Origin of the sequence: Saccharopolyspora cebuensis (genome assembly GCF_039542665.1) — a bacterium.
Classification (GTDB): Bacteria; Actinomycetota; Actinomycetes; order Mycobacteriales; family Pseudonocardiaceae; genus Saccharopolyspora; species Saccharopolyspora cebuensis.
Genome location: NZ_BAABII010000020.1, coordinates 49,768 through 75,563 on the forward strand (window position 1 = coordinate 49,768; position 25,796 = coordinate 75,563).

General features: G+C 74.0%; 23 protein-coding genes. 13 read left to right on the top strand and 10 right to left on the bottom strand.

What is annotated here, in order from left to right; genetic code table 11:
* Positions 1 to 193 precede the first annotated feature (193 nt).
* Positions 194 to 1,054 (top strand): 3-hydroxybutyryl-CoA dehydrogenase, encoded by an 861-nt coding sequence (locus tag ABD976_RS26895; protein ID WP_345367877.1) that lies wholly within the window; start codon positions 194 to 196, stop codon positions 1,052 to 1,054.
* A 60-nt stretch (positions 1,055 to 1,114) separates the two neighbouring features.
* Here the strand turns inward: ABD976_RS26895 and ABD976_RS26900 are convergent, their stop codons facing one another.
* Positions 1,115 to 1,759 (bottom strand): GntR family transcriptional regulator, encoded by a 645-nt coding sequence (locus tag ABD976_RS26900; RefSeq protein ID WP_345367878.1) that lies wholly within the window; start codon positions 1,757 to 1,759, stop codon positions 1,115 to 1,117.
* 106 nt (positions 1,760 to 1,865) lie between these two features.
* On the opposite strand from ABD976_RS26900, the gene ABD976_RS26905 reads away from it, so the two are divergent.
* Both ABD976_RS26905 and ABD976_RS26910 read left to right on the top strand, forming a co-directional pair.
* The gene (locus tag ABD976_RS26905) at positions 1,866 to 3,071 is read left to right on the top strand and encodes a CaiB/BaiF CoA transferase family protein (RefSeq protein WP_345367879.1); all 1,206 of its coding nucleotides are present in this window, start codon (positions 1,866 to 1,868) and stop codon (positions 3,069 to 3,071) included.
* Positions 3,068 to 4,255, top strand: coding sequence for an acyl-CoA dehydrogenase family protein (locus ABD976_RS26910; RefSeq protein ID WP_345367880.1), 1,188 nt, complete (start codon positions 3,068 to 3,070; stop codon positions 4,253 to 4,255). Before ABD976_RS26905 ends, ABD976_RS26910 begins: the two co-directional genes overlap by 4 nt.
* Before the next feature lie 61 nt (positions 4,256 to 4,316).
* Here the strand turns inward: ABD976_RS26910 and ABD976_RS26915 are convergent, their stop codons facing one another.
* Positions 4,317 to 5,780: an amidase gene (locus ABD976_RS26915; RefSeq protein ID WP_345367881.1), complete on the bottom strand. Its 1,464-nt coding sequence runs from the start codon at positions 5,778 to 5,780 to the stop codon at positions 4,317 to 4,319.
* A 188-nt stretch (positions 5,781 to 5,968) separates the two neighbouring features.
* On the opposite strand from ABD976_RS26915, the gene ABD976_RS26920 reads away from it, so the two are divergent.
* Entirely contained in the window at positions 5,969 to 7,153 is a 1,185-nt protein-coding gene (locus ABD976_RS26920; protein ID WP_345367882.1) for an MFS transporter, read from the top strand.
* A 98-nt stretch (positions 7,154 to 7,251) separates the two neighbouring features.
* On the opposite strand, the gene ABD976_RS26925 is transcribed toward ABD976_RS26920, so the two are convergent.
* On the bottom strand, positions 7,252 to 8,115 hold the full coding sequence (locus ABD976_RS26925; protein ID WP_345367883.1) for an SAM-dependent methyltransferase: 864 nt from the start codon (positions 8,113 to 8,115) through the stop codon (positions 7,252 to 7,254).
* A gap of 148 nt (positions 8,116 to 8,263) precedes the next feature.
* Here ABD976_RS26925 and ABD976_RS26930 point away from each other — a divergent pair, with 148 nt between their 5' ends.
* From ABD976_RS26930 to ABD976_RS26960, 7 genes are all read left to right on the top strand, one after another.
* Positions 8,264 to 9,346 (top strand): S-(hydroxymethyl)mycothiol dehydrogenase, encoded by a 1,083-nt coding sequence (locus ABD976_RS26930; protein ID WP_345367884.1) that lies wholly within the window; start codon positions 8,264 to 8,266, stop codon positions 9,344 to 9,346.
* Positions 9,346 to 9,975, top strand: coding sequence for an MBL fold metallo-hydrolase (locus tag ABD976_RS26935; protein WP_345367885.1), 630 nt, complete (start codon positions 9,346 to 9,348; stop codon positions 9,973 to 9,975). The genes ABD976_RS26930 and ABD976_RS26935 overlap by 1 nt, the downstream gene beginning before the upstream one ends.
* 174 nt (positions 9,976 to 10,149) lie before the next feature.
* Complete coding sequence (locus ABD976_RS26940; RefSeq protein ID WP_345367886.1) at positions 10,150 to 11,355, top strand: sensor histidine kinase; 1,206 nt, start codon at positions 10,150 to 10,152, stop codon at positions 11,353 to 11,355.
* Positions 11,356 to 11,429: 74 nt separating this feature from the next.
* A complete protein-coding gene (locus ABD976_RS26945) occupies positions 11,430 to 12,137 on the top strand; it encodes a response regulator (protein WP_369774573.1) in 708 nt (235 codons plus the stop codon).
* Between the two features lie 20 nt (positions 12,138 to 12,157).
* Positions 12,158 to 13,201 (top strand): Gfo/Idh/MocA family oxidoreductase, encoded by a 1,044-nt coding sequence (locus ABD976_RS26950; RefSeq protein ID WP_345367887.1) that lies wholly within the window; start codon positions 12,158 to 12,160, stop codon positions 13,199 to 13,201.
* A 107-nt stretch (positions 13,202 to 13,308) separates the two neighbouring features.
* Positions 13,309 to 15,681, top strand: a complete 2,373-nt coding sequence (locus ABD976_RS26955; protein ID WP_345367888.1) for a phosphoketolase family protein — start codon at positions 13,309 to 13,311, stop codon at positions 15,679 to 15,681.
* Positions 15,669 to 16,766, top strand: a complete 1,098-nt coding sequence (locus ABD976_RS26960) for an acetate/propionate family kinase (protein WP_345367889.1) — start codon at positions 15,669 to 15,671, stop codon at positions 16,764 to 16,766. Before ABD976_RS26955 ends, ABD976_RS26960 begins: the two co-directional genes overlap by 13 nt.
* Here the strand turns inward: ABD976_RS26960 and ABD976_RS26965 are convergent.
* The 7 genes from ABD976_RS26965 to ABD976_RS26995 form a co-directional block, all read right to left on the bottom strand.
* Positions 16,757 to 17,473 carry a hypothetical protein gene (locus ABD976_RS26965; RefSeq protein ID WP_345367890.1) on the bottom strand — a complete coding sequence of 239 codons (717 nt, stop codon included), beginning with the start codon at positions 17,471 to 17,473 and terminating at the stop codon, positions 16,757 to 16,759. The genes ABD976_RS26960 and ABD976_RS26965 overlap by 10 nt on opposite strands.
* Positions 17,474 to 17,549: 76 nt before the next feature.
* On the bottom strand, positions 17,550 to 19,172 hold the full coding sequence (locus ABD976_RS26970) for an ABC-F family ATP-binding cassette domain-containing protein (RefSeq protein WP_345367891.1): 1,623 nt from the start codon (positions 19,170 to 19,172) through the stop codon (positions 17,550 to 17,552).
* A 43-nt stretch (positions 19,173 to 19,215) separates the two neighbouring features.
* Positions 19,216 to 20,202, bottom strand: coding sequence for an LLM class flavin-dependent oxidoreductase (locus ABD976_RS26975; RefSeq protein ID WP_345367892.1), 987 nt, complete (start codon positions 20,200 to 20,202; stop codon positions 19,216 to 19,218).
* A gap of 46 nt (positions 20,203 to 20,248) precedes the next feature.
* The gene (locus ABD976_RS26980; RefSeq protein ID WP_345367893.1) at positions 20,249 to 20,821 is read right to left on the bottom strand and encodes a phosphatase PAP2 family protein; all 573 of its coding nucleotides are present in this window, start codon (positions 20,819 to 20,821) and stop codon (positions 20,249 to 20,251) included.
* Complete coding sequence (locus ABD976_RS26985) at positions 20,818 to 21,957, bottom strand: MAB_1171c family putative transporter (protein WP_345367894.1); 1,140 nt, start codon at positions 21,955 to 21,957, stop codon at positions 20,818 to 20,820. The genes ABD976_RS26980 and ABD976_RS26985 overlap by 4 nt, the downstream gene beginning before the upstream one ends.
* A 98-nt stretch (positions 21,958 to 22,055) precedes the next feature.
* Positions 22,056 to 22,658, bottom strand: coding sequence for a hypothetical protein (locus ABD976_RS26990; RefSeq protein WP_345367895.1), 603 nt, complete (start codon positions 22,656 to 22,658; stop codon positions 22,056 to 22,058).
* Between the two features lie 13 nt (positions 22,659 to 22,671).
* Complete coding sequence (locus tag ABD976_RS26995; RefSeq protein WP_345367896.1) at positions 22,672 to 23,112, bottom strand: XRE family transcriptional regulator; 441 nt, start codon at positions 23,110 to 23,112, stop codon at positions 22,672 to 22,674.
* Between the two features lie 249 nt (positions 23,113 to 23,361).
* Between ABD976_RS26995 and ABD976_RS27000 the strand changes: the two genes are divergently transcribed.
* On the top strand, positions 23,362 to 24,210 hold the full coding sequence (locus ABD976_RS27000) for a hypothetical protein (RefSeq protein WP_345367897.1): 849 nt from the start codon (positions 23,362 to 23,364) through the stop codon (positions 24,208 to 24,210).
* Positions 24,211 to 24,373: 163 nt separating this feature from the next.
* The gene (locus ABD976_RS27005; RefSeq protein ID WP_345367898.1) at positions 24,374 to 25,627 is read left to right on the top strand and encodes an MFS transporter; all 1,254 of its coding nucleotides are present in this window, start codon (positions 24,374 to 24,376) and stop codon (positions 25,625 to 25,627) included.
* Positions 25,628 to 25,796 lie beyond the last annotated feature (169 nt).

Here is a 25,796-nt window from a genome sequence, read left to right on the forward strand (position 1 = left end):
TATCCGCCCCGGTCGGGCGCCCGGCGCGCGGGGCAGAATTCATTTCAGAACAGCGCGGCCCGGTTCCGGCGCGCGGACCGCCGCGGTGGGTGAGCGGCACGACCGGTGGTGTGGCGCACTGCCCGGCGTCGTCGGGGCGGTGGTGCTGGCATGATCGCGGCCACGGCAGCACAGCGACGGAAGGACCGGTGTCGTGACGGAGATCGAGCGCCTGGGCGTGGTCGGCGGCGGACTGATGGGTGGCGGCATCGCCGAGGTCGGAGCCCGGGCCGGGCTGGACGTGATCGTCTGCGAGGTCGACGACGAGGCCGCCCGGGCCGGTCGGTCCCGGCTGTGGAAGTCGCTCAACCGCGCGGTGCAGTCCGGCAAGATCACCGAGGCCGACCGGGACGCGGCGCAGTCCCGGCTGCTGTTCAGCACCGACCTCGCCGACCTCGACGACCGGCAGCTCGTGGTGGAGGCGATCGCCGAGGACGAGAAGCTCAAGGTCGACCTGTTCACCCGGCTCGACGAGGTGGTCGCCGATCCGGAGGCGATCCTGGCCTCGAACACCTCGTCCATCCCGATCGCCAAGCTCGCCGGTGCCACCAAGCGACCGGCGCAGGTGCTCGGCGTGCACTTCTTCAACCCGGTCCCGGTGCTCAAGCTGGTCGAGCTGGTGCCCTCGCTGCTCACCGGTGAGCAGACCCTCGCCCGCGCCGAGCGGTTCGCGACCGAGCAGCTCGGCAAGCAGACCATCCGGGCCCAGGACCGCTCCGGCTTCGTCGTCAACGCGCTCCTGGTGCCGTACCTGCTCTCCGCGGTCCGGATGTACGAGGGCGGGTTCGCCACCGCGGAGGACATCGACGACGGGATGGTGCTCGGCTGCGCGCACCCGATGGGTCCGCTGCGGCTCGCCGACCTCGTCGGCCTGGACACCCTCGCGGCCATCGCCGACTCGATGTACGCCGAGTACGGCGAAGCGCACCACGCCGCCCCGCCGCTGCTGCGGCGGATGGTCGACGCCGGCCTGAAGGGCAAGAAGTCCGGCAAGGGCTTCTACGACTACTCCTGATCGACCGGGGCGGGGGCGCCGACCGCGCAGTGCCCCCGCCCGGCCGGGCGCGGCGGCCGCTCAGCGCTCGGTGATGGTGCCGCGCAGCGCCGCCACGGCGTGCCCGCGGTGCTCGTCGAGCAGCCGGACCAGGGTCGGTGCGTCGCGCTCGGCGGCGGCGGTGACGATCGCGTCGTGCTCGGCGCGCACCCGGCGCCGGTTCGCGTCCGAGTTGTAGTACACCGCGCGGTAGGCGTCGGTGGCGTCCCACAGCGTGCGGACCACGCGCAGCAACCGCGGTAGCCCGGCGGGTTCGAGCAGCGCGAAGTGGAACCGCCGGTTCGCCGCGATCATGGCCACCAGGTCGCCGCTGCCCGCGGCGCGCTCCACGTCGTCGCGCGCGTCGGCGATCCGCGCCAGGTCGGACTCGCCGAAGCGCTCGGTGGCCACCGCCGCGGCCTCGGATTCCAGCAGCTCGCGCATCCGGTAGACCTCGAGCAGGTCGCTCAGCGACAGCTCGGCGACCGAGTAGCCGCGGTGCGGGCGGTAGACGACCTGGCCTTCGGCCTCCAGCGTCTTGAGCGCCTCGCGCAGCGGCACCCGGCTGACCCCGAGCCGTTGCGCGATGCCGTCCTGCCGCACCGGCTGGCCGGGCGCGAGCTCGCCGGACACGATCGCCTTGCGGAGCTCCCCGAGCACGAACTCCTGCGTGGTGGGTGGGCGCATGCCGGGCCTCCAGAAGGGCTTGACCGTCGGTCCCGCGACTGTATATTGAATCCAATTCCGCCGTGACGCGATTCGCGGAACTCCGCTGGAGGAAGGTGCTCGCGAGGTGTGCGCAGACGTCGCCGGACCGGACCCGCTCCCGCTGGAGGGCGTGGTCGTCGCCGATTTCAGCCGGGTGCTCGCCGGCCCCTACGCGACCATGCTGCTGGCCGATCTCGGCGCCACGGTCGTCAAGGTGGAGCGGCCGGACAGCGGTGACGACACCCGCTCGTGGGGTCCGCCGTGGACCGAGCACAGCTCGGCTTACTTCGAATCGGTCAACCGCAGCAAGCGCAGCATCGTGCTCGACCTGGCCGACCCGGACGGGCAGCGCGCCGCGCGGGACCTGGTGCGGCGGGCCGACGTGCTGGTGGAGAACTTCCGGCCGGGGGCGCTGGCCCGCTACGGGCTCGACTTCGACAGCGCTGCCGAGCTCAACCCGGGCCTGGTCTACGCCTCGATCTCCGGTTTCGGCGGCGAGGGCGGTGCGCACCTGCCCGGCTACGACTTCGTGGTGCAGGCGCTCGGCGGTCTGATGAGCATCACCGGTGATCCGGACGGCCCGCCGACCAAGGTCGGCGTCGCGGTCGTGGACGTGCTCACCGGCAAGGACGCGGCGCTGGGCATCATGGCCGCGCTGCGCCACCGGGACCGCACCGGGACGGGGCAGCACGTGGAGGTGAACCTGCTGTCCAGCCTGCTGTCCTCGCTGGTGAACCAGATGAGCGCGCTGCAGTCGACCGGCGCCGCCCCGCAGCGGATGGCCAACCGGCACCCCAGCATCGCGCCGTACGAGACGTTGCGCTGCGAGGACGCCTTCCTCGCCGTCGCGGTCGGCAACGACGCCCAGTTCCGCAGGCTCACCGAGGCCCTGGGCCTGGTCGGCATGGCCGAGGATCCGCGCTTCGCCACGAACGCCGAGCGCGTCGCCCACCGCGAGGAGCTGGTGCGGCACCTGGAGAACGTGCTCGGGGCGCGCACCGCGGTCGACTGGCAGGAGCGGTTGCAGCGCATCGGGATCGCCTGCGGACAGGTCAACGACCTCTCCCGCGCGGTGGACTACGCCGAATCGCTCGGGCTGCGGCCGACGGTCGATCCGGGCGACGGCGGGGTGGCCCAGGCGCGGATGCCGATCGACTTCTCCGCCACCGGCAGCGCCGCCGCCACTGCGCCGCCCCGCCTCGGCGAGCACACCGACGAGGTCCTCGCCTGGCTGTCCGACACCGAGTCCGCACCCCTGCCGCCGACCGCCTCCAGGAGGATCCCGTCATGAGCTCGTCCCGTCCCGCCTTCGACCCGCGCGACCCGCTGGGCATCGACACCGAGTTCAGCACCGAGCAGCTCGCCATCCGGGACAGCGTGCGCGCGCTGTGCCGCGACCACGTGCTGCCGCACGTCGGCGAGTGGTACGAGCGCGGGGAACTCCCGGGGGCCCGCGAGCTGGCCCGCGAGCTGGGCAAGCTCGGCGTCCTGGGGATGCACCTGGAGGGCTACGGCTGCGCGGGGATGTCCGCCGTGGACTACGGCATCGCGTGCGAGGAGCTGGAGGCGTGCGACTCCGGGCTGCGCTCGCTGGTGTCGGTGCAGGGCTCGCTGGCGATGTTCGCGATCTGGCGGTGGGGCTCCGAGGAGCACAAGCAGGAGTGGCTGCCCCGGATGGCGGCGGGCGAGGCGATCGGCTGCTTCGGCCTCACCGAACCCGACCACGGGTCCGACCCCGCCTCGATGCGCACCACGGCGCGCCGGGACGGCACCGACTGGGTGCTCAACGGCCGCAAGATGTGGATCACCAACGGCAGCATCGCCTCGGTCGCCGTGGTGTGGGCGCAGACCGACGAGGGCGTGCGCGGGTTCGTCGTGCCGACCGACGCGCCGGGCTTCGCCGCGCCGGAGATCAAGCAGAAGCTGTCGCTGCGCGCCTCGGTGACCAGCGAGCTGGTGCTCGACGACGTGCGGCTGCCCGCGGCGGCGGTGCTGCCCGAGGTGACCGGGCTGCGCGGTCCGCTGAGCTGCCTCAACGAGGCGCGCTACGGCATCGTGTGGGGCGCGGCGGGGGCCGGGCGGGCGTGCCTGGAGGCCGCCCTGGACTACGCCACCACCCGCGAGCAGTTCGGCCGCCCGATCGCCGGTTTCCAGCTCACCCAGAGCAAGCTGGCCGACATGGCGGTGCGGGTGCAGAACGGTCGGCTGCTCGCGCTGCACCTGGGCAAGCGCAAGGACGCCGGGCAGCTCAGCCCGCAGCAGGTGAGCTTCGGCAAGCTGGACAACGTGCGCGGCGCGCTGGAGGTGGCGCGCAGCGCGCGGACCGTCCTCGGGGCGAACGGGATCTCGCTGGAGTACCCGGTGATCCGGCACATGACGAACCTGGAGTCGGTGCTGACCTACGAGGGCACCGGCGAGATGCACGCGCTGACCATCGGCCAGGCGCTGACCGGCATCCCGGCGTTCCGCGGCTGAACGCCCCCGCGGGGCGGCGGAACCCCCGGCGCCCCGCCCGCTCCGGTCAGCCCCGCCCCGGTCAGCGCAGCGCGGGTGGCAGCACCCGGTGCACCCAGTCGGTGACCGCCTCGTAGGCGCAGGCGAGCTTCAGCAGCGGCCACTCGGCGTGGTTGGGGCCGATGAGCTGCACCCCCATCGGCAGGTCGTCGGCGCCGAACCCGACGGGCACGGTGGCCACCGGGTGCCCGGACAGCGTCCACGGCGCGACGGTCTCCATCCACCGGTGGTAGGTGTCCATCTCCCGGCCGCCGACCCGGTTCGGCCAGCGCAGCCCCGCATCGAAGGGGAAGACCTGCGCGCTGGGCGCGAGCAGGTAGTCGTAGTCGTCGAACAGCGCGGACACCGCCGCGTACCAGCGGTCCCGGCCGTCCAGCGCGCGGGTGATGTCGTCGACGGTGAGCTCCAGGTAGCCCTCGACCTCGTAGACGGCTTCGGGCTTGAGCAGCGCCCGGGTGGCCGGGTCGGCGTGCGCGGCGGCGAGGTTCGGGCCGGTGCGCCACCGCCGCCACAGCAGGAAGGTCTCCCACATCTGCTCGGTGGGCAGCCGGGTGCGCACCGGCTCGACGGTGCAGCCGATCTCGCGCAACGCCTCGGAGGCCGTCGAGCACAGCTCCAGCACGCCCGGGTCGAACGGCAGGTAGCCGCCGAAGTCGCCGATCCAGCCGATCCGGGCGCCGGTGAAGTCGTGCTTGAGGTCGCCGGTGAACCGCTCCGGGTCCTGCTCGATGCTCAGCGGCGCGCGCGGGTCCGGACCGGCCATCGTGGACAGCAGCATCGCGATGTCGCGCACCGTGCGGCCCATCGGGCCGGGCACCGAGGGTTCGCTGAGGAAGCCTTCGGCGGGCACCCGGCCGAAGCCCGGCCGCAGCGAGACGACGTTGTTCCAGCCGGCGGGGTTGCGCAGCGACCCCATGAAGTCGCTGCCGTCGGCCACCGGGAGCATCCGCATCGCCAGCGCGGCGGCGGCCCCGCCGCTGCTGCCCCCGGCGCTGCGGGACGGGTCGTAGGGATTGGTGGTGGTGCCGAAGACCGGGTTGAACGTGTGCGAGCCGAGCCCGAACTCGGGCACGTTGGTCTTGCCGACGACGATCGCGCCCGCGTCCCGCATCCGCCGCACGTGCCGTTCGTCGGCCTCGGCGCGGTGCTCGGCCAGCAGCGGTGAGCCCTTGGTGGTGGGGAAGCCCGCCGCGTCGGAGAGGTCCTTCACCGCGATCGGGAAACCGTGCATCCAGCCGACCGGCTCGCCCCGGTCGAGCTGCGCGTCGCGTTCCCGGGCCTGCGCGAGCAGGTCGCCCTCCTCGGCGCGCGAGACGATCGCGTTGACCTGCGGGTTGAACCGGTCGATGTGGTCGAGGTAGGCGCGCATCACCTCGACGCACGAGACCTCGCGCCTGCGGATCGACCAGGACAGCTCCACCGCGTCGAGCAGCACCAGGTCGGGGATGAGGGTGGAGGGGAGTCCGGCTCCCGGCGCCACGGTCACCGATGTCCTCCTGCGGTCGATCGACAACGGTTTAGCACTTTCGCGCGGCCGGACCGCCGGAGTCAACCGGCATTTCGGGCGTCGTGCGGGCCTGCGCGGAGTCGTGCGTCACGTTAGCGTTGCTAAAAACCACCGCGCTGCGCAGCCTGGTCATGACCCACCGCGCCGCCGACGATGGAGGTACGCCGATGCCCGCAGCGGGGATCGCCGCTCCTCCGGCCGCCGTCGGCGTGCCCCGGGTGCTCGCCTCGGTCGCCGCCGTGGTCACGGTCGGCGTCTTCCCGGTCTTCCTGGTGGGCGGGCTCGGCGTGCAGCTCCAGCGCGACATGGGCTTCAGCGCGGCGCTGCTCGGGCTCGCCGCCGCCGGGTTCTTCGGCGTCGCCGCCATCGCCTCCCGGATGATGGGCTGGGTGGTCGAGCGCATCGGCGCCCGGCTCGGGATGCGGCTGGCCGCCTCCGGCAGCGCGCTCTGCCTGTTCGGCATGGCCGCGGCCGGGGACGCCGCCTGGCTGCTCGGCCTGCTGTGGCTGGCCGGACTGCCGAACTCGTTGGGGCAGCCCGCGTCGAACCTGCTCATCGCGCAGGGCGTTCCGGTGCACCGCCGGGGCATGGGCTTCGGGGTGAAGCAGTCCGCGATCCCGGTGGCCACGCTGCTGGCCGGGGTCGCCGTGCCCGCCGTCGCGCTGACCATCGGCTGGCGGTGGGTCTTCGTCTTCGCCGGGATCATCGGGCTGGGCGCCGCCTTCGCGGTCCCGCTGCTGCCCACCGCCGAGCGTTCCCGGCCGGGTGCGGCCGCCTCGGGCCGGGGCAGCGCGCCGCGCGGCGCGCTGCTGCTGCTGGCCATCTCCGGCGGGCTCGGGTCCGCCGCGGCCAACGCGCTGGGCGCGTTCGTCACCACCACGGCGGTGGAGGTCGGGTTCAGCCCGTCGGCGGCCGGGCTGGTGCTCTCGGTCGGGTCGGCCGCCGGGCTGCTGGTCCGGTTGTCGGCCGGCGTGCTGGCCGATCGACGGAACCCGAACCTCGTCCGCGTCATCACCGGGATGCTGCTCGTCGGGGCGGTGGGCTACGGGCTGATGGCGGTGCCCGCGCCCGCGGCCTTCCTGATCGGCGTGGCCGTCGCGTTCGGCGCCGGCTGGGCCTGGCCCGGGCTGCTCAACTTCGCCGTCGCCAAGATCGCCCCGGACCGGGTCGCCAGCGCCACGTCGTTCACCCAGACCGGGATCTACTTCGGCGGCAGCTCCGGGCCGCTGCTGTTCGGGCTGCTCGCCGAGCACGCCGGGCTGGCCGGGGCCTGGCTGGCCGCCGGGAGCGCCGCGGTCGTCGCCGGGGTGCTCCTGCTGTTCATCCGGAGCCCCCGCTCGGCCGACGCGTGAGGACCGCTCCCGCCGACGATCCGCGCGGCGGAGCCGGTCGCGTGCCACCGCGCTGCGGCCGGGGCCCCTGAGCGGATTCCGGCCCGGTGAGCCAGAGCTCACGGCTTGCGGGCCACCCCGCCGTGCATCAGGCGGTAGCGCCGGGCCAGCCCGACCTGCTCGGGGTCCGGTCGCCAGTCGGCCAGCGGTACCGCCCCCGGCGCCAGCACCTCGAAGTCGCCGAACAGCTCCTCGATCCAGCCGGTGCCGCGCGGGTGCAGCGGGTCCGCGGTGCCGGCGTACTCGCGCCGCAGCACCGCCGCGACCTCGGGCTGGACGTCGTCGGCCAGGTGGGCGAGCACCAGGTGGCTGCCGGGGGCGAGGGCGTCCCGGTACTCGGCGGCCAGCCCGCGCGGATCGTCGGCGTCGGGCACGAAGTGCAGCACCGAGGTCATCAGCAGGCCCAGCGGCCGGTCCAGGTCCAGCAGCTCCTCCGCCGCGGGGGAGCACAGGACCGACTTGGGGGCGCGGCAGTCGGCTTCGATGATCGCCGCGTGCGGCTCGTCGGCCAGCAGCGCGCTGCTGTGCGCGACGGTCAGCGGCTCGTTGTCGACGTAGAGCACCCGGAGGTCGGCGGTCCGCCGCCGGGCGACCTCGTGCACGTGGCCGATGGTCGGGATGCCCGAGCCCAGGTCCAGGAACTGGCGGATGCCCAGGGCCAGCAGGTGCTCCACGGCGCGGCGCAGGAAACCGCGGTCGACCTGGAACAGCTCGCCGATCCCGGGCAGGTCGCCCGCCAGCCGCTCGGCGAACTCCCGGTCGACGCCGAGGTTGTGGCTGCCGCCGAGGAAGGCGTCGTGGAGCCGGGCCGCGGCAGGCCGCTCGATGTCCATCGGCCGGGGCGGCGGGCCGTCGGCGGGGGCCGTCGCGGGTGCGCGCTCGGCGCACCACGGGCTGGTGGTCGGATCCTGCGCGTTGACCATGGCCCCTCCTCGTCCTGCGGAAATCGTACAGTAGTCGTCGGATGACTCTTCGTGTCCGATCCGCCCGATCGGGCCGCCCCTTGCTGATGCGGTGCCGCGCATACGACGATGGGGGAGGCTGATCCCCCGGAAGGCCTAGGAGGTGCTCGTGTCCGACGTTCGCGCGGTGGTCGCGACCGGTCGTGGTGAACCGGTCAAGGTGGTCACGATCCGGGTTCCGGATCCCGGTCCCGGTGAGGCCGTCGTCCGGGTGCAGGCGTGCGGTGTCTGCCACACCGACCTGCACTACCGGGAGGGCGGGATCAGCGACGACTACCCGTTCCTGCTCGGGCACGAGGCGGCGGGCGTGGTGGAGCAGGTCGGCGACGGGGTCGTCGACGTCGCGCCCGGCGATTTCGTGGTCCTCAACTGGCGCGCGGTGTGCGGGGTCTGCCGGGCCTGCAAGCGCGGCCGGCCGCAGTACTGCTTCGACACCCACAACGCGGCGCAGCCGATGACGCTCACCGACGGCACGCCGCTGTCGCCGGCGCTGGGCATCGGCGCCTTCGCGGAGAAGACCCTGGTGCACGCCGGGCAGTGCACCAAGGTCGACCCGGCCGCGCGCCCCGCGGTGGCCGGTCTGCTCGGCTGCGGGGTGATGGCCGGTATCGGCGCCGCGGTGAACACCGGTGGTGCCGGCCCGGGCGACACCGTGGCGGTGATCGGCTGCGGCGGGGTCGGCGACGGTGCGATCGCCGGGGCGGCCATGGCCGGGGCGCGCCGGATCATCGCGGTGGACACCGACCCGGTGAAGCTGGACTGGGCGCGCCGGTTCGGCGCCACCCACACCCTCAACGCCGCCGAGTCCGACACGGTGGAGGGGATCCGGGAGCTCACCGGCGGTGTCGGCGCCGACCTGGTGGTCGAGGCGGTCGGCCGACCGGAGACCTTCACCCAGGCCTTCTACGCCCGGGACCTGGCGGGCACCGTGGTGCTGGTCGGGGTGCCGACCCCGGAGATGGAGCTGGAGCTGCCGCTGCTCGACGTCTTCAGCCGGGGCGGGGCGATCAAGTCGAGCTGGTACGGCGACTGCCTGCCCGAGCGGGACTTCCCGATGCTGGTGGAGCTGTACCAGCAGGGCCGGTTGCCGCTGGAGGAGTTCGTCACCGAGGAGATCGCGCTGGACCAGGTCGAGGAGGCGTTCGCGAAGATGCACCGCGGCGAGGTGCTGCGTTCGGTGGTGGTGTTCTGATGACCGCGCGCATCGATCACACCACGACGTCCGGGACCTTCTCGCTCGACGGCCAGACCTTCGAGGTCGACAACAACGCCTGGGTCTTCGGCGACGACCAGGAGTGCGTCGTCATCGACGTGCCGCACGACGCCGAGGCGATCCGCGCGCTGGTCGGCAACCGCGCGGTCAAGGCGGTGCTGGCCACCCACGCCCACGACGACCACGTCCGGGCGGCGGTCGCGCTGGCCGACGCGGTCCACGCCCCGCTGCTGCTGCACCCCGACGACCGGGTGCTGTGGGACCTGGTGCACCCGGACCGCGCGCCGGACGGCGAGCTCGCCGACGGTCAGCTCGTGGTGGTGGGCGACGCCGAGCTGGAGATCCTGCACACCCCGGGCCACGCGCCGGGGGCGGTGTGCTTCTACTCGCCGCAGCGCGGCGTGGTGTTCACCGGCGACACCCTGTTCGCGGGCGGGCCCGGGGCCACCGGTCGGTCCTATTCGGACTTCTCCGTGCTGGTGGCGTCCATCCGGGACCGCCTGCTGCCGCTGCCCGACGCGACCACCGTCCACACCGGACACGGGGAGAGCACCACGATCGGCGCGGTGCGCCCGCAGTTCGACGAGTGGGTCGCCCGCGGCTACTGAACCGGCCGGGTGCGTCCCACTTTCGACTGATGCACCGGCGGCCGCGCGGGTCCAGGATCGTGCCGCCTCCGGTCGTCCGCGCCGACGGCGGCGGAGGTTCGAGTGCTGCGGGGAACGGTGATCCCCCCGAAGTCAGTCCACCGGGCCCCGCAGCACCCGGCACGGGAAGGGTCGATGGTCGATCGCGCGACGCCGTTTCGGTGGTTCCTAGCGCGCCGCGCCGTGCTCGGCGACGCGGCGTTCGTGCTGGCGTTCTCGGCGCTGCACGTGGTCGATCTGGCGCTGCTCGCCCCGCCCGGGCCGAGCAAGTGGTGGCCGCTGCTGGTCAGCGTGCCCGCCACCGGGCTGCTCCTGGTGCGCAGGCGGGCACCGTGGGTCCCGCTGTTCGGGCTGCTCGCCGTGGCGACCGCGCTGACCCTGCTGCGGTTGCCGATCGGGGCGCTGAACCTGGCGATCCTGGTCGCCGTCTACTCGGTCGCGGTGCGCGGTTCGCTGCGGCAGGCGGTCGCGGCCTCGGTCGTGGCGATGGTGTACCCGGTGGCCGAGGTGCCGGTCTACGCCGAATCCACCGGGATCGGGGCGCTGCGGATCGTGGGCGCGGTGGTCAACCTGGTGATGGTCGCCGGGTGGGGCCGCGCGATGCGGCTGGGGCGCAAGCGCACCGCCCAGCTCGAACGCACGATGGCGCTGCTGGACACCGCGCGGGACCGGCTCGCCGCGGACGCGGCGGTGGTCGAACGCGCCCGGATCGCCCGCGAGTTCCACGACATCGTCTCGCACAACCTGTCGGTGGTGGCGCTGCGCGCCGGGGTCGCCCGGGCGCTGGTGGACCGCGATCCCGAGCACGCGCGGGAGACGATGGCCGAGCTGGAACGCACCTCGCGAGCGGCGCTGACCGAGATGCGCACCCTGCTCACCGTGCTGCGCGGCGACGAGAACACCGGTGCGGAGGGGGCGGAGCTGCACCCCGCGCCCGGCTTGGCCGAGCTCGACGAGCTGGTCGACTCGGTGCGCGGCGGCGCGGTGAGCTGGCGGCTGGAACGGCGCGGCACGCCGCGGGAGTGCGGCACCGGCGTGGAGCTGACCGCCTACCGCGTGGTGCAGGAGGCGATCACCAACGTGCTCAAGCACGCCCGCGCCGGCCGGGCCAGGGTGCTGGTCGAGTACGGCGGCACCGCGCTGCGGATCGAGGTCAGCGACGAGGTCGACCCGTCCCGCCGTCCGGAGGCCCCCGCCGACGCCCCGCGCTCCGGGCACGGCCTCATCGGCCTGCGGGAACGGGTCGCGCTGCTCGGCGGTAGCTTCACGGCGCATCCGGTGGAGGGCGGATTCCGCTTGGAAGCCGTGCTACCGTGCGCGGAAAATCCAGACCTGGCCTGATCCGCACGCTCCCTCGGTTCGGGCCCCGGGACGGCGCCGCCGCGCGTCGGTCGGGTGCGGACGCCCGCACGGACATGAGGAGGCCGGTGTTGCACTCCGCGGAGACCACCGTCGTCGTCGCCGATGACCAGGCGACGATCCGCGCCGGACTGGTGGCGCTGCTGTCCGCCGAACCCGATCTGCGCGTGCTCGCCGAAGCCGACGACGGCGATGCCGCCGTGGCCGCGGTGCGCCGCCGCCCGCCGGACGTCGTGCTGATGGACGTGCGGATGCCGCGCAAGGACGGCATCGCCGCCGCCCGCGAGATCGTCGCCGAGACCGACGGCGCCACCGCCGTCGTCATGCTGACCGTGCACGACCTCGACGAGTACGTCTACGCCGGGCTGCGCGCCGGGGCCAGCGGCTTCCTGCTCAAGGACGCCGCCCCGGAGGAGCTGCTCAAGGCGGTGCGCACGGTCGCCGCCGGGGACGCGCTGCTGGCGCCCCGCATCACCAAGCGGTTGCTTCGGCGCTTCGCCTCGCTCGGGGTGCGCGACGCCCGCAGCGAACTCGCGGCGCTGACCGACCGCGAGCTCGACGTGCTGCTGGAGGTGGCCCGCGGCGGCTCCAACGCCGAGATCGCCCGCAACCTGGGGTTGGCCGAGCTGACCGTGAAATCGCACCTCTACCACGTGATGCAGAAGCTGCACCTGAACTCCCGGACCCAGTTGGTCGTGCTGGCCTACGAGACCGGACTGGTGTGCCCGGGGCAGGTCGACCGGCGGCCCCGCGCGTCGGCGTAGCCGGCTGCTGTAATGGACCGATGGAGCTTCGCGTCGGACTCATCGGCTACGGCGTGGCCGGTGCCCACTTCCACGCGCCGCTGATCGCGGCGGACCCCGACCTGCGGCTGGACGTCGTGGTGACCCGCGGTCGCCGCGAGCAGGCCCGGGCCGCGCACCCGGACGCCACCGTCGTCGACGACCTGGGCGGACTGCTGGAGCGGGCCGGGGACCTGGACCTCGCCGTGGTCGCCAGCCCCAACCGGATGCATCACGAGCACACCGCGGCGCTGCTCGACGCCGGGCTGCCGGTCGTGGTGGACAAGCCGTTCACGCCCACCGCCGCGGCGGGCCGGGCGCTGATCGACCGGGCGGCGGCGGCCGGGCTGATGCTCACCGTGTACCAGAACCGCCGCTGGGACAGCGATCTGCGCACCCTCGAAGCGCTGCTGCGCGACGGCGCGCTGGGCCGGGTGCACCGCTTCGAGTCGCGCTTCGAGCGGTGGGTGCCGAGCCCGAAGCCGGGCTGGCGGGAATCCGGCGGCCCGGAGGAGGCCGGTGGCGTCCTCTACGACCTCGGCAGCCACCTGGTCGACCAGGCGCTGCACCTGTTCGGCCCGGTCGCCGCCGTCTACGCCGAGATCGACTGCCTGCGGCCGGGAGCCGAGGTGGACGACGACGCGTTCCTGGCCCTGTCGCACCGCAGCGGGGTGCGCTCGCACCTGTGGATGGGCAAGTTCGCCGCCCAGCACGGTCCCCGGCTGCGGGTGCTGGGCGACCGCGCGGGTTTCACCAAGCACGGGTTCGACCCGCAGGAGGCCGCGCTGCGCGCCGGTGACGTGCCGGGCGGCCCGGAGTGGGGTGCGGAACCGGAGGAGCGCCGCGGCCTGCTCGGCACCCCGGACGACAGCCGACCGGTGCCGGGCCTGCCGGGCGACTACCCGGCCTTCTACCGCGGTGTGGTCGCCGCGCTGCGCGACGGGGCCGCACCGCCGGTCGATCCGGCCGACGCCGTCGCCGGGCTGGACGTGATCGAGGCGGCCCGCCGCTCGGCCGCCGGGAGCACCGTCGAACGACTCGACTGATCGAGTGATACCGGTCGGGTGAAGCAGGCCCCGGCGGCTGCCGAGTTGCGATCCGGCGGTCACCCACCACGCTGGAACGGGTGACGTCGAGCTGAGGAGCCAGCCGGATGGCCGAGACGACCGAGTACCTGGACGCGCAGGAGGCCGACGGGCTCGACCTCTGGTGGCGGGCCGCCAACTACCTGTCGGTCGGCCAGATCTACCTGATGGACAACCCGCTGCTGCGCGAACCGCTCCGGGCCGAGCACGTCAAGCCGAGGCTGCTCGGGCACTGGGGCACCACGCCGGGGATCAACTTCGTCTACGCCCACCTCAACCGGGCGATCCGGACCCGCGACCTGGACATGATGTACCTGATCGGGCCGGGGCACGGCGGCCCGGGCGTGGTCGCCGCGACCTGGCTGGAAGGCACCTACAGCGAGATCTACCCGGACGTGGCCCAGGACGAGGAGGGGCTGCGCAGGCTGTTCACCCAGTTCTCCTTCCCCGGCGGGATCCCCAGCCACGTCGCGCCCGAGACGCCCGGCTCGATCCACGAGGGCGGCGAGCTCGGCTACTCCCTGTCGCACGCCTTCGGCGCGGTCTTCGACAACCCGGACCTGGTCGTGCCGTGCGTGGTCGGCGACGGGGAGGCCGAGACGGGCCCGCTGGCGGCGAGCTGGCACTCCACCAAGTTCCTCGACCCGGTCACCGACGGCGCGGTGCTGCCGATCCTGCACCTCAACGGCTTCAAGATCGCCAGTCCCACGGTCTTCGACCGGATCCCGGAGGACGAGCTGCTGTCGATGCTGCGCGGTTTCGGCTACGAGCCGCACGTGGTCGCCGGTTCGGCGCCGGTGCCGATGCACCACCTGTTCGCCGCGACCCTGGATCGCTGCCTGGACGAGATCGCCTCGATCCAGCGCCGCGCCCGCCGGGACGGCCGCACCGATCGGCCGCGCTGGCCGATGATCGTGCTGCGGACCCCGAAGGGCTGGACCGGACCGGACACCGTGGACGGCAAGCGGGTGGCCGGTTCCTGGCGTTCGCACCAGGTGCCGATCAGCGATCCGCGCGGGGATCCCGGGCACCTCGCGGAGCTGGAGGAGTGGCTGCGCGGCTACGGACCGGAGGCGCTGTTCGAGTCCGGTGGTGCACCGGCGCAGCGCATCCGGGAGCAGAACCCGGTGGGGCAGCGGCGGATGGGCGCCAACCCGCACTCCAACGGCGGGACGCTGCTGCGCGGCCTGCGGCTGCCGGACTTCCGGGATTACGCGGTGCCGGTGCCGCAGCCGGCCACCACCCAGGGCGAGGCGACCAAGGTGCTCGGCGGCTACCTCCGCGACGTGATGCGGCGCAGCGCCGAGGAGCGCAACTTCCGGGTGTTCGCGCCGGACGAGAACAACTCCAACCGGCTCGGCGCGATCCTGGAGGCCACCGGGCGCACCTGGGTCGCCGAGACCGCCGAGGGCGACGACGCGGCGCTGGCACCCGACGGGCGGGTGATGGAGATCCTGTCCGAGCACACCTGCCAGGGCTGGCTGGAGGGCTACCTGCTCACCGGCAGGCACGGCTTCTTCTCCAGCTACGAGGCGTTCGCGCACCTGGTGGACTCGATGGTCAACCAGCACGTCAAGTGGCTGAAGGTGACCAACCGGCTGGACTGGCGACCGCCCATCGCGTCGCTGAACTACCTGCTGACCTCGCACGTGTGGCGCCAGGACCACAACGGCTTCTCGCACCAGGACCCGGGTTTCATCGACCACGTGGTGAACAAGAAGGCCGAGATGGTGCGCGTGTACCTGCCGCCGGACACCAACACGCTGCTCGCGGTGACCGACCACTGCCTGCGCAGCCGCCAGTACGTCAACGTCGTGGTGGCGGGCAAGAACCTCGCGCCGCAGTACCTCGACGTGGACGCCGCCGTCGTGCACTGCACCAAGGGGATCGGGATCTGGGACTGGGCCAGCAACGACCAGGACGGCGAGCCGGACGTGGTGATGGCCTGCGCGGGCGACGTGCCGACGATGGAGACGCTGGCGGCGGTGCAGCGGTTGCGCGCGGAGTTCCCGGACCTGCGGATCAGGGTCGTCAACGTGGTCGACCTGATGCGGTTGCAGGACGAGCGGGAGCACCCGCACGGGCTCTCCGACGCGGAGTTCGACAGCCTGTTCACCCTCGACCGGCCGGTGATCTTCGCCTACCACGGGTATCCGTGGCTGATCCACCGGTTGACCTACCGGCGGCGCAACCACGGCAACATCCACGTGCGCGGCTACAAGGAGGAGGGCACCACCACGACGCCGTTCGACATGTGCGTGCTCAACCAGCTCGACCGCTTCCACCTGGCCATCGACGTGATCGACCGGGTGCCCCGGCTGGGTTCGCGCGCCGCCTACGCCCGGGAGGCGCTGAAGTCGCGGCTGATCGAGCACCGGCACTACGTCACCACGCACGGCGAGGACCTGCCCGAGGTGCGCGACTGGGTGTGGCGGTCCTGATGCGGGTGCTCGCGGTCAACGCCGGGTCGAGCAGCCTCAAGCTCGCCCTGCTCGACGGTGACGACCTGGTCGCGGAGCGGACCGAGCAGCGGTGGGACGGCAGCGCGGCGCCGATCGGCCGGTTCCTCGACGAGCACGGCGCGGACGCGGTGGGCCACCGCGTCGTGCACGGCGGCCGGATCACCCGGGCGACCGTCGTCGACGACGACCTGGTGGACTACCTCTCCTCGCTGACCGACCTCGCCCCGCTGCACCAGCCGCGCGCGCTGGCCGGGTTGCGCGCGGTGCGGGAGGCGGTGCCGGAGCTGCCCTCGGTGGTGTGCGTGGACACCGCGTTCCACAGCGGACTCCCGCCGGCCGCCGCGACCTACGCGGTCCCGCGGGAGTGGAACGAGCGGTGGTCGCTGCGCCGCTACGGATTCCACGGCTTGTCGCACGGGCACGCGGTGGCGCGCGGCTGCGAGCTCACCGGCAGGCGCGCGGCGGAGTCCCGGGTGCTGAGCTGCCACCTCGGTGCCGGGGCGTCGATGGCCGCGGTGCGGGCGGGCGGGTGCGTGGACACCACGATGGGCTTCACGCCGGAGGAGGGCCTGGTGATGAACAGCCGCAGCGGTTCGGTCGACCCGGGCCTGCTCGGCTGGCTGATCACCTCGCGCGGCCAGAACCCGGGCGAGGTGTTCGAGGCGCTGGCCACCCGGGGCGGGCTGGCCGGGCTCTCCGGCACCTCCGGTGACCTGCGCGACGTGCTCGCCGCCCGCGGCGCCGGGGACGCCGACGCCGCGCTGGCCTACGGCGTCTACCTGCACGCCCTGATCCGGCACGCCGGGGCGATGGTCGCGGTGCTCGGCGGGCTGGACGTGCTGGTGCTCACCGGTGGCGTCGGCGAGCACACCCCGCAGGTCCGCGCGGCGGTCGCCGACGCCCTGGCGTTCCTCGACGTGCGGGTGGACCGCACCGCGAACGAGGACGCCGACGGCGACGCCGACCTCACCGGCGCGGGATCGGCGGTCGGCATCGCCGTGGTGCGGGCCCGCGAGGACCTGGAGATCGCCCGGCAGACCCGGGCCGCGCTGGCTCAGCGCTGACGGGCCGCCGAATCCCACAGCACGCACTCCGCGCACCAGCCGCCGCCTTCCCGCCGCCACCACTGGCAGCAGGTGCGGCGGCGCACCCACGGCTCCCGGTCCGCGTCGAGGTCGAGCAGCTCGGCCCGCCCGGTCGCCGCGCGCAGCGCGCGGGCGGTGGCCTGCGCATCGCCCGGCATCCCGGCCCGCTGCAACCGCCACAGCACGGTCCCCAGCCCGCCGACCGGGTTCCCCCAGTACTCGTGGCTGCCCGGTCGCGGTCCGCCGAGGGCGTGCAGCGCCCCGGCCAGCGGCCGGAACGCCGCCGCGACGCTCCGCCACCACGACGCCGGTTCCGGTGCCGCGACGTGTTCGTCGCCGGGCACCAGCGCCGAGAGCCGACCGTCGGGGCCGACCACGACCCGCAGCCCGCTCAGCGCGGGCACCGGCGCGCCCAAGTGGTACTCCGGGACCGTGGCGCAGCAGGCCAGCCAGCCGAACCGGAACGCGACGAGCACCAACCCGGCGCGGTGGTGCCGGAAGCCGCCGCGCCGCTGCCACTCCTCGGCGCAGCCGCGCAACCACGGGCCCGCCGGGTCGCAGAACTCCGCCCACGGCACGACGGGGCGGTCACCCGGCGGCACCGAGCCCGGACGCGGGAGCAGCCGGTCGCATTCGCGCAGCCGACCGCGCAACACCGCGGCGGACACCTCCGGCACCTCGTCCACCCCGATCTCCGCTCCGACCCCGTCCCGGCCACCAGATCACGCTCGCGAGGGCCGCGGCAACCGCCCGCGGCCGTGGTCAGCGGGCGCGCTGCACCCGCCGCTCGTCCCAGACCGGTTCGTCGGCCTCGACGACCGAGCCGTCCGAGCGGAAAACCAGGTAGCGGTCGAAGGACCGCGCGAACCAGCGGTCGTGGGTGACGGCCACGACCGTGCCGGTGAACTCGGCGAGCGCTTCCTGCAACGCCTCGGCGGAGGCGAGGTCGAGGTTGTCGGTCGGCTCGTCGAGCAGCAGCAGCGTCGCGCCGGAGAGCTCCAGCAGCAGCACCTGGAACCGGGCCTGCTGACCGCCGGAGAGGGTGTCGAAGCGCTGCTCGGCCGAGGCGGCCAGCCCGTAGCGGCTCAGCGCGCTCGTCGCCGCGCCGCGGTCCTTCCCCTCGCGGGTGCCCGAGCCGCGGCCCAGCACGTCGAGCAGGGTGCGCCCGGCGAACTCCGGGTGGTCGTGGGTCTGCGCGAACAGGCCGGGCACGATCCGGGCGCCGAGCTTGCAGCGACCGGTGTGGGCCACCGAGTCCGCGTCGTCGAGCAGCCGCAGGAAGTGGCTCTTGCCGGAGCCGTTGGAGCCCAGCGCGCAGACCCGGTCGCCGAAGAACACCTCCAGGTCGAACGGGCGCATCAGGCCGCTGAGCTCGAGGTCCTCGCAGGTGATGGCGCGGACCCCGGTCCGGCCGCCGCGCAGCCGGGGGGAGAGCCGCTGCTCCTTGGGCGGTGGCGGGGGAGCCCCGGCCTCCTCGAACTTGCGCAGCCGGGTCTGCGCCGCGCGGTACCGGGAGGCCATCTCGTCGCTCATCGTCGCGGCCCGCTGCAAGGACCGGACGAGCTCCTTGAGCTGCTGGTGCTTGTCGTCCCAGCGGCGCCGCAGTTCGGCCAGCCGCTCCCGACGGGCCTGCCGCGCCTCGTGCCAGGTGCCGAACCCGCCGCCGTGCACCCACGCGGTGCCGCCCTCCAACGTCACCAGGTGCGTCGCGGCGGTGGCCAGCAGCTCGCGGTCGTGGCTGATCAGCAGCACCGCCTTGCCGGTCTCGGCGAGCCGCTCCTCCAGCCACCGCTTGCCGGGCACGTCGAGGTAGTTGTCCGGCTCGTCCAGCAGCAGGACGCCCGCGGTGCCCCGGAACAGCGCTTCGAGCACCAGGCGCTTCTGCTCGCCCCCGGACAGGGTGGTGACGTCGCGGAACTTCGCCCGGTCGTAGGGCACGCCGAGCGCCTCGGTGGTCACCGCGTCCCACAGCACCTCGGCCTCGTAACCGCCGTGCTCGCCCCAGTCCGCCAGCGCCTGCGCGTAGCGGAGCTGGGTGGCCTCGTCGTCGGTGTCCATCAACCGCAGCTCGACGTCGTCGAGCTCGGCGGCCGTCCGGCGCAGCGCCGGCGACGCGGTGGTCAGCAGCAGGTCGCGCACCGTGCTGCCGTCCCGCACCGAGCCGATGAACTGCGGCATCACCGCGATCCCGCCCTGCCCGGTGGCCGCGCCGGATTCCGGGCGCAGCTCGCCTGCGGCGATCCGCAGCAGGGTCGTCTTCCCCGCGCCGTTGTCGCCGACCAGCGCCACGACGTGCCCCGCGCCGACGCGGAACGACACGTCGCGGAACAACTCCCGCCCGTCGCCGAGCCGGTACGACAGCGCTGATGCCTCGAGGAACCCCACGCGCTGATCCTGCCAGGCGGCCGCAACGGGTTTTTCCGGCGACTTACCCCACCAGCGCCGCCAGCCTGCGGTAGGAGTCGCGGCGCTGCCGCTGGTCGTACCCGCTGGTGGTGACCAGCACCTCGTCGGCCCCGGTGCGCTCCACCAGTTCCTCCAGCCCGAGGGCGACCTCGCGTTCGGTGCCGAACAGGTGGCCCCGCAGGGCCCGCTCGAACTGGTGCCGTTCGCGGTCGGTCATCGAGAGCGAACGGATCGCCTCCGGCGGCTCCAGCGGGGGGAACTCCCCGTGCCTGCGGGAGTGCACCCCGGCCCAGGCTTCGGGCACCAGCAGGTCCTCGGCGAGCTCGGCGGTGTCGGCCACCGCGATCGAGCGCGCCAGCACCACGTGCGGGGAATCCGCCCACGGCGACGGGCGGAACCGGGCGCGGTAGCGGCGGATCGTCTCCAGCAGGCGCTCCTCGCCGTGGGCCGCGACGACCACCACCGGCAGGCCGAGATCGGCGGCGTGATCCGCGCCCGAGCCGGTGGCCAGCAGGAACGGCTCCGGGCGCTGCCCCTGCGCCGCGACGGCGCGCACCCCGGGGTGCACCCGCTGCGCACCGGTGAAGTAGCCGAGCAGCTCGGCCACCTGCGCCGGGTAGTCCTCGGCGGCGTCGGTGCCCCGGCCGAGCGCGCGGCGGATACCGCTGGTGAAGCCGACCGAACGGCCCAGGCCCAGGTCGATCCGGCCCGGGAACAGCGAGCCGAGCACGCCGAACTGCTCGGCCACCACCAGCGGTGCGTGGTTGGGCAGCATCACCCCGCCGGTGCCCACCCGGATCCGCGAGGTCGCGCCCGCCACCGCGGTGGCCAGCACGGCGGGGGCCGCCCCGGCGATGCCGGGGACGCTGTGGTGCTCGGCCACCCAGAACCGGTGGTAACCGGCCTCCTCGGCCGCGCGGGCGAACTCCACGGTCTCCCGCAGCGCTTCCGGCGCCGGTACCCCGCGCCGGGTGTGCGAGCGGTCGAGCACCGACAGCCGGATCGTCATACCGGGAGCAACGCCGGTCCCCGGGACGGGATTCCGCGCGCGGCGTTCAGAACAGGGCGAAGACCCCGCCGCCGACCGCCGCTCCGGTCAGCGCCCCGACCGCCACCTGCGCCGGGGTGTGGTCGCCGAGCCGGACCCGGGACCAACCGATCGCCGCCACCAGCGGGGCGAGCCACCACAGGACCGGCCCCACGGCGATCGCCAGGATCACCACCGCACCGCCGGCGACGGCGGTGTGCATCGACACCTTCCAGCGGGTCGTGATCAGGCCGGTCACCACCAGGCAGGCGATCATCGCGACGTCCAGCGCGATCAGCGCGGCGGGCGCGCTCGCCAGCACCAGCACCGCCAACCCGGTGGTGCTGGAGACCAGCAGCACCAGGAACGGGATCAGCCTGCCCTCCCGGTTGCGCACGTGGTGGCCGTCCCACCGGCCCCGCCGGGCGCCCCGGACGATCACCGCCATCGGCAGCAGGCTGCTGGTCAGCGCCACCCACAGGCCCCAGCCGAGGGCGAGCGGCGCGGAGCGGGTCGCCTGCCAGGCCACCGCCGAGGGCAGCAGCAGCACGATCACCCAGGGCGCCAGCACCTCGCTGAGCACCCGCGCGGTGCGGATCATCGGGACTCCTCCACGGGTCGGTAGGGACGCACCACCGGTGAGGTCCGATAGGCGCGGGACACCCGGCGCAGCCACGCCATCTCGGCCGCCGCGCCGCCGTCCTGCCCGGTCGGCGGCAGCGGCGGGTCGGGACGCGGGTCGGCGCCGCCGGTCAGCGCCGCCAGCGCGGCGGCGATCCGGGCGGCCTCGCGCACCGCGGGGTCGGGGCAGTCCCGCAGCTCGGCGTCGAGGTCGGCGCGGTAGGGCGCGAGCAGCAGCAGGCCGTCCCGGACCTCCACCAGGCGCCGGGTCAGGCGCCACTCCAGCGGCCCGCCCTCGTCACCGCCGCCGAGCTGCGGCATCGCCGCGCGCAGCGCGCTCCACAACGGGGCCAGGTCGCGGTGGGCGCGGTAGCGGCCCGCCCAGCGCAGCGGTGCGGTCAGCGGGGGCAGCCAGGTCGGCAGGGTCACCCCGACGGCGATCAGCGCCACGCACCCGGCCGACAGCGCCGCCGAGACCGGTCCTTCCAGCACCAGCCGCGTCCCGGTCGCGAACACCACGACGGCCGCGGAGCTCTTCCACACCGCCCACGCCACCCCGACGCCGGTGCCGACCTGCGCGATCACCAGGCCCCACCGCAGCCGGGGCCGGTCGCTGAAGCGGCGGTAGTGCTGGATGAGCCGGAGGAAGTTCCCCAGGCTCCAGGCGATGTAGCCGCTGAACAGCAGCACGTAGCCGACCACCTGGGGTTCACCGGCGAACTCCGCGACGAAGTCGGGGCCGGACTCGATCGGCGCCGAGGCCAGCAGCGCGGTCATCGCGAGCAGCCACGCCACCAGCAGCAGGAGCTGGCGGCGCACCGCCCGCCGTGCCGCCGCGGGTTCGGCGACCAGGTTGACCAGCAGGCCGTGCACGCACCACGCCGAGGCCATCGCCAGGCCGTTGGCCAACAACCGGGCCGCGCCGGGGAACGGCTCGACGCGGATCGTGACGGCCAGCGCCGCCGGGGACGCCAAGGCCGCGGACAGGCCCACGAAGGCCACCGCGGCGCACAGGTACCGGGTGCCGGGCGTCAGGTGCGCGCGGGCGCGGTACCACCGCAGCGCCGCGAGCACGACGGCGAGGAACCCGGCGGTCAGCAGGAAGAGGCTGGCCATTCGTCCACCAGTTCGCAGAGCTCGATCGTCGGCTCCACTCTCGCGGGTGGCCCGGAGGTGCTCGCGCCCGGGTCGGCTCAGCGCCCGCGGGCCGGCGCTCAGGGCTCGTCGAAGGTGGACGTCAACCTGCCGAGCGCCGCCGCCGTGGGCGCGTCCGGCGGCGCCGGGCGGTGGTCCCGCCGGAGCTGGCGGCCGATCCGGGCGAGCAGCATGGTCGCGATCGTCTCGGCCTCGTGCTCCTCGGCTTCCAACGTGAGCCGGTCCAGCAGGTGCGCGAACGCGGCCGGGTGCAGGCTCGGGGCCCGGCGCTGCGCCTCCCGCAGCGAGAGCACGCAGCGCCCGGCGTGCTGGGAGACCAGGTGCCCGACCTCGTGCAGGATGATGTGGTCCTGGTGCAGCGAGGTGGTGTTGTCCGGGTAGACGATGATGTCGTGGTCGGCGCGCCGCTGCCACCCGCCGGTGCTCTCGCCGACGGTCCACGCCATCGCGCACAGGTCGATCTGCCTGCCGCGAGCCCGCTCCAGCCGGTCGAGGAACGCGTCGACGTCCCACGGGTCGGGCAGCCCGACGGTGCGCAGCAGCTCGTCCACCCGCGGTCGGCAGCGGGCCCGCAGCTCGGTCCACTCCACCGGTGCGCTCGCCTCCTGGTGCCGGGCCGGAACGGGGACCAGCCGGACGCACCACGGGGCCGGCGCGGTCACGGCCCCCATCCTCTCACCCCGCTCCGTCGGCCTTCCGCCGCCGTCGCTGGTCGCGGGGCTGCGCCTCGTACTCGGCGAGGTGGTCGATCATCGCCGAGACGGCGTTGCGGTGCGCCGGGCTCAGCGCGTTGAGCCGCTGCGCCAGGGCGCCCTCCTCGGTGTTGCGCCAGTCGATGATGCTGCTGATCTCGGCGTCGACCTCGCGGGCGATCCCGGCGTCGAAGAAGTACCCGACCGGCACGCCGAAGAACGCCGCGAGCGCCTCGATGTTGTGCTTGCGCGGGTTGGGCTGCTTGCCGGTGGCGAGCTGCTGGACGTGGGCGGCCGTCATCGCGCCCGGGTGGTCCTTGATGCCCGCCTCGATCTCGCGGTAGCTGTAGGGGCCGCGATCGGGCGGGTGCACCGAGTCGATGAGCCGTTTGAGCCGTTCCGCGAACGTTCCGGTGGTCGCCATGTCCTCTACCGCCCCCCGCGCGACTGTCAACGAATGCCGCCTCATAGTGATACCACGTGTAATCGCCCGTTGACAGTGCAGGTCACCGGCTGTTTAGATGAGAACCGCGCCCGAGAGGCACGACGAGGGGCGGGCGCCGGTTCGGTGCACCGGCACGTGGGGGTGTGCCGGATGCCCGGACCGTACGACGCACGCCCCAGGTGGCCGCACGACCGGGCGGGGGCGCTCGGGCCGTGGCACCGTGGCGCGGTGGAGTTGGGGGACGTGGCGCGCGACCTGTACCGCGCCGACCCGGGCGAGTTCGTCCGGCGCCGGGACGCCCGCGCCGCCGAGGCGAAGGAGCGCGGCGAGGACCGGTTGGCCCGGGCGATCCGCAAGCTGCGCAAGCCCACCACCGCGGCGTGGGCGGTCGACCTGCTCGCCACCGACCGGGACAGCCCGCTGGAGCGGCTCTCCGAGCTCGGCGACCGGATGCGCGGCGCGCAGCGCGAGCTGGACGCCGAGCGGCTGCGCGCCCTGACCGACGAGCGCTCCCGGCTGCTCGCCGAGCTCACCGAGGCCGCGGCCCGCCGTGCGGCCGACGCGGGACATCCGCTCGGCGACGCCGCCCGGGAGCAGGTCGAGAACACCTTCACCGCGGCGCTGTCGGATCCCGACTCGGCGCGCTCGGTGCTGGCGGGCACGCTCGACAAGCCGCTGGAGTACAGCGGTTTCGGGATCGACGAGCTCGCCGCGGAAGCGATCCGGCGCGGCGAGTCCGAGCGCTCCGAGCGCCCCGTGCGGCGCCGCGGGAAGCGGCGGGCCCGCGGCGGCACCGAGGCCACCGGCTCACCGCCCCGGCGATCGACGCCCGCGCCTTCCTCGACCGGGCGGGACGAGGCGGCGGGACGCCGGGACCGGGAGGCCGCCGACCGGCTGGAGGCCGCCGAGCAGGAGGTGCGGCGGATCGACGACGAGCGCGGCGAGGCGCGGCGGCGTCGCGACGAGCTGCGGGCGGAGCTGGCCGAGGTCGAGCAGCGGCTGGCCGAGCTCGACGAGGACGCCACCGCGGCCGAGCGGTTGCGGGATCGTGCCCGGCGGGCCGTCGACCGGGGCTGATCCGCGCGGCGGATGCCCGCCATGCGAAACCGGGGCTTCACCGGGGCGAAACCCGCTGCCTATCGTCGACGCCCGTGATCGACGGGGGCGCGGGGCCGCCGCTGGGCGGCGGAACCGCCCGTCCGCGAGGATCCGGCGACCACCGCCCCGGGCGGAGGACGAGATGACCAGACCGCCTCGCGGTGTCCGGCGGATGCGCACCACGCTGCTGGTCCTGCTGGTGCTCATCGGCATCGTCAACTACATCGACCGCAGCACGCTGGCCATCGCCAACAGCAGCGTGCAGGAGGAGTTCGGCATCGGGCCCGCCGAGATGGGGCTCCTGCTCTCGGTGTTCTCCTGGGCCTACGCGTTCGGCCAGCTCCCGGCGGGCGGGCTGCTGGACCGCTTCGGCCCGCGCCGGGTGCTCGGCGGGGGTCTGCTGCTGTGGTCGATCGCCCAGGCGGCGGCCGGTCTGGCCGCCAACGTCAAGCAGATGCTGGTGGCGCGGGTGTTCCTCGGCCTCGGCGAGGCGCCCGCGTTCCCGGGCGGTGCCAAGGTCGTCGCCACCTGGTACCCGAAGGAATCGCGCGGCACCCCGATCGGCATCTTCAACACCGCCTCCACGCTGGCCCCGGCGATCGGGCCGCCGCTGCTGACCTGGTTGATGCTGAGCTACGGCTGGCGCGCCATGTTCGTCATCGCCGGGGTGGCGGGCATCGTGCTGGCGCTGGTGTGGTTCGCCGTCTACCGCGATCGCCCCCGGTCCGACGAGGAGGGCGTCGATGCGGCCCCGGAGCCGGTGTCGCTGCGGGAGTGGGCCGGGCTGCTGCGGCACCGCTCCACCTGGGGCATGATCCTGGGCTTCTCCGGGGTGATCTACTCCGTCTACCTCTACCTCACCTGGTTGCCCGCCTACCTCGAGGGCGAGCGCGGGCTCAGCCTGGCGCAGACCGGTGTCGCGCTGATCGTGCCGTACCTGGCGGGCACCCTCGGGATGCTGGCCGGGGGCGGGGTGGGCGATCTGCTGATGCGCCGGGGAGTGCCGACGATGCTGGCCCGCAAGATCCCGATCTGCACCGGGCTGCTGGTCGGCGGCCTGTGCACGGTGCCGGTCGCGCTGGTCCCGAGCACGGCGCTGGCGCTGCTGTGCCTCTCGCTGGCCCAGTTCTTCATCAACTCCGCGAGCTCGGGCGCCTGGTCGCTGGCCAGCACGGTGGGCACCGAGCGGATCACCGCGTCGCTGGGCAGCCTGCAGAACTTCGGCGGCTACTTCGGCGGCGCGTTCGCCCCGCTGATCACCGGGATCATCGTGGAGCGCACGGGATCGTTCGTGCTGGCGCTGCTGAGCGCCGGTGCCATCGCGATCCTCGCCGCGCTCAGCTACGCCTTCCTGGTCCGCGATCCGATCGGTGCGGACGACGCTCCGGTCCATTAAGGACTGTTCAGCCAGCATGACGAGATGGTCACGTTTTCCGCCGCCACCGACCTCATGACTTACCTTGGCCGGACCGGTCCGCCGACCGGTCCACCAGCACGATCGAGCTGTGCCGGGCGCACGACGGCGGTCCCGCCGCCACCGGCCCCGCGCACCAGAGCAGAAGAGG

Bases quoted from the DNA above. Each gene is read 5' to 3' on its own strand.
- ABD976_RS26955 (WP_345367888.1), top strand. From the start codon at position 13,309: ATGGCCGAGACGACCGAGTACCTGGACGCGCAGGAGGCCGACGGGCTC.
- ABD976_RS26925 (WP_345367883.1), bottom strand. From the start codon at position 8,115: ATGGTCAACGCGCAGGATCCGACCACCAGCCCGTGGTGCGCCGAGCGC.
- ABD976_RS27005 (WP_345367898.1), top strand. From the start codon at position 24,374: ATGACCAGACCGCCTCGCGGTGTCCGGCGGATGCGCACCACGCTGCTG.
- ABD976_RS26940 (WP_345367886.1), top strand. From the start codon at position 10,150: ATGGTCGATCGCGCGACGCCGTTTCGGTGGTTCCTAGCGCGCCGCGCC.
- ABD976_RS26920 (WP_345367882.1), top strand. From the start codon at position 5,969: ATGCCCGCAGCGGGGATCGCCGCTCCTCCGGCCGCCGTCGGCGTGCCC.
- ABD976_RS26910 (WP_345367880.1), top strand. From the start codon at position 3,068: ATGAGCTCGTCCCGTCCCGCCTTCGACCCGCGCGACCCGCTGGGCATC.
- ABD976_RS26975 (WP_345367892.1), bottom strand. From the start codon at position 20,202: ATGACGATCCGGCTGTCGGTGCTCGACCGCTCGCACACCCGGCGCGGG.
- ABD976_RS26945 (WP_369774573.1), top strand. From the start codon at position 11,430: ATGAGGAGGCCGGTGTTGCACTCCGCGGAGACCACCGTCGTCGTCGCC.
- ABD976_RS26935 (WP_345367885.1), top strand. From the start codon at position 9,346: ATGACCGCGCGCATCGATCACACCACGACGTCCGGGACCTTCTCGCTC.
- ABD976_RS26985 (WP_345367894.1), bottom strand. From the start codon at position 21,957: ATGGCCAGCCTCTTCCTGCTGACCGCCGGGTTCCTCGCCGTCGTGCTC.
- ABD976_RS26900 (WP_345367878.1), bottom strand. From the start codon at position 1,759: ATGCGCCCACCCACCACGCAGGAGTTCGTGCTCGGGGAGCTCCGCAAG.
- ABD976_RS26995 (WP_345367896.1), bottom strand. From the start codon at position 23,112: ATGGCGACCACCGGAACGTTCGCGGAACGGCTCAAACGGCTCATCGAC.
- ABD976_RS26980 (WP_345367893.1), bottom strand. From the start codon at position 20,821: ATGATCCGCACCGCGCGGGTGCTCAGCGAGGTGCTGGCGCCCTGGGTG.
- ABD976_RS26950 (WP_345367887.1), top strand. From the start codon at position 12,158: ATGGAGCTTCGCGTCGGACTCATCGGCTACGGCGTGGCCGGTGCCCAC.